This is a genomic window from Clostridium luticellarii, assembly GCF_002995845.1.
GTDB classification, from domain to species: Bacteria; Bacillota; Clostridia; order Clostridiales; family Clostridiaceae; genus Clostridium_B; species Clostridium_B luticellarii.
Genome location: NZ_PVXP01000131.1, coordinates 1 through 2,720 on the forward strand (window position 1 = coordinate 1; position 2,720 = coordinate 2,720).

The window sequence follows — 2,720 nt, forward strand, 5'->3', positions numbered from 1 at the left end:
ATTTTTATATCTATAATATTTAAGAAGGAGAAAGTAAATATGATTTTCTATGATGAAAACAATTTAGATATAATAGAAAAAGATTTGAGATATCTTCAATTATTATCCAGGGAATACCCCACAATTTCCAGCGCAAGCACGGAAATTATAAACCTTGAAGCCATATTAAACTTGCCTAAGGCTACAGAACATTTTATAAGCGATATTCACGGAGAATATGAGTCCTTCACCCATATGCTTAGAAATGCCTCAGGAGTGATAAAGAGAAAAATAGATGATGTATTCGGGAATTCATTGAGTGAGGAACAAAAATCGGCATTGGCTACGGTAGTATACTATCCGGAGAAAAAGCTGGAGCTTATTAAAGAAAAAGAGAGCAACCTTCAGGACTGGTATAGAATAACTTTGTATCAATTGATTGAATTGTGCAAAAATGTATCTTCAAAGTATACCCGTTCAAAAGTAAGAAAGGCTTTGCCTGAGGATTTTTCATATATAATAGAAGAACTTCTCCATGAACAGGATGATAGAGTGGACAAACAAGCTTACTATAATGGAATAATAAAGACTATTATAGATATCAATCGTGCTCCAGATTTTATCATAGCAATATCCAATGTAATACAGAGGCTGGTAGTGGATAGACTGCACATTATAGGAGATATATATGACAGGGGGCCGGGAGCCGAAATAATAATGGATGCTCTTATGAATCATCATTCTGTGGATATTCAATGGGGAAATCATGATATGCTCTGGATGGGAGCAGCTTCCGGCTGCAAATCCTGTGTGGCAAACGTACTAAGGATATCTCTCAGATATGCCAATCTAAAAACTGTAGAGGATGGTTATGGAATAAATTTGCTTCCGCTTGCAACCTTTGCTCTTGAATTTTATCATGAGGATCCTTGTAAGAGTTTTACTCCAAGGGCTTTAGAGAAGAAGATAAATAAAAATGAACTGCAGCTTCTGGCAAAAATGCACAAGGCCATTGCCATAATGCAGTTTAAGATAGAAGGACAGATAATAAAGAGGCATCCCGAGTTCAAAATGGAAGATAGATTGTTATTAGACAAGATAGACAGGGAAAAATGGGAGATAACTGTTTATGGCCACACTTATAAATTAAATGATACCAGTTTTCCCACCGTGGATTGGAATGATCCTTACAAGCTGACAGACAGGGAGCAGGAAATTATTGAAAAGCTGACGGATTCTTTTGTAAACAGTGAAAAACTTCAAAGACATATTAAGTTTTTATATGGAAAAGGCAGTATGTATCTTATTTATAACTCCAATCTTCTCTATCATGGCTGTGTTCCCCTCAATAAGGATGGAAGTCTCAGAGAAGTCAAAATAGGAAAAATAAGCTACAGAGGAAAAGAACTTCTGGACAGATATGATCGCATAGCCAGAGATGCATATTTTTTCAAACCCAACAGTGCCGCCAAGAAATATGCAATGGATATGATGTGGTATATGTGGTGCGGTGAGGACTCACCTATGTTTGGAAAAATAAGGATGACCACTTTTGAGAGATATTTTATTGATGATAAAGAGGCACATTGTGAACCTAAAAATTATTACTATCAATATAGGGACAATGAGCAGGTATGTAAAAATATATTGTCGGAATTTAATCTAGATCCAGACAGCTCACATATTATAAACGGCCATATTCCAGTTAAGACCAAGGAGGGAGAAAGCCCTATAAAGGCCAATGGAAGGCTGCTTGTAATAGATGGCGGCTTCTGTAAGGCATATCAGCCGGAAACTGGTATTGCAGGATATACACTTATATATAATTCCTATGGATTGCTGCTTACTTCCCATGAACCTTTTTCGGCTATAAAAAATGCTATAGAGGAGGACAAGGACATTATATCCTCTACTGTGATTTTGGAGCATGTAGCTAAAAGAAAGAGGGTTGCAGATACAGATATAGGAACAGAACTGAAAAAGCAGATAGCGGATCTGGAGAAACTTTTAATAGCCTATAGGAAGGGACTTATCAAGGAATATAATGATCAGGTGGAGTGAATTTTAAAGACAAACACAAAATCAATCAATAGCTGCTTTTATGTTCTATAAAAGCAGCTGATTTTTTAATCATAACACATGTAATTGCATAATTTATAAATTCATTTTTAAAAATGAATTTTTATTAGAGGATTTTTATTGTTAATGTAGAAGTTCTATAAAAAGAAATAATTTTAATAATTCACAAATTTTTATAAGTGAAATACAGTACAACCTGTGTTATAATGTTAATATAAATTATGATAATATCCATTATAAAAATTGGGAGGGAAGAAATTGTTAAAATGCCAAATATGTGGTAAGCCAGCGGATAAGCATCATATAGTTTATAGGAGTCAGGGAGGGGTAGATTTCCCCTTGAATTTTAAATATTTGTGTCCAGAACATCACAGGGGAGAATACGGACCTCATAAAAATAGAAAATTGGACTTGAAGTATAAACTGGAGATGCAGCAGAATCTTGAAAAATTGCTTTGTAAAGAGTTTTACACGTTGGATAGCTTGGTTACACTCCTTCAAATAAATAAGGGTATGTTAAAAAAACTTTTAAAAGACTGCAGGTTATACAAAGAAGGATATAGAAGTTTTGATGTTATATACAGACTCATGGGCAGAAAGACATACACAGAATATATGATGGAAGAATATTATGATTTTATAGCAAACTTCTAATATTAGTT

General features: G+C 34.4%; 2 protein-coding genes. Both read left to right on the forward strand.

The window, feature by feature from the left end; genetic code table 11:
- Positions 1 to 39: 39 nt before the first annotated feature.
- A complete protein-coding gene (locus CLLU_RS18255) occupies positions 40 to 2,040 on the forward strand; it encodes a fructose-1,6-bisphosphatase (protein WP_106011182.1) in 2,001 nt (666 codons plus the stop codon).
- A 276-nt stretch (positions 2,041 to 2,316) separates the two neighbouring features.
- Positions 2,317 to 2,712 carry an HNH endonuclease gene (locus CLLU_RS18260; RefSeq protein WP_106011181.1) on the forward strand — a complete coding sequence of 132 codons (396 nt, stop codon included), beginning with the start codon at positions 2,317 to 2,319 and terminating at the stop codon, positions 2,710 to 2,712.
- Positions 2,713 to 2,720 lie beyond the last annotated feature (8 nt).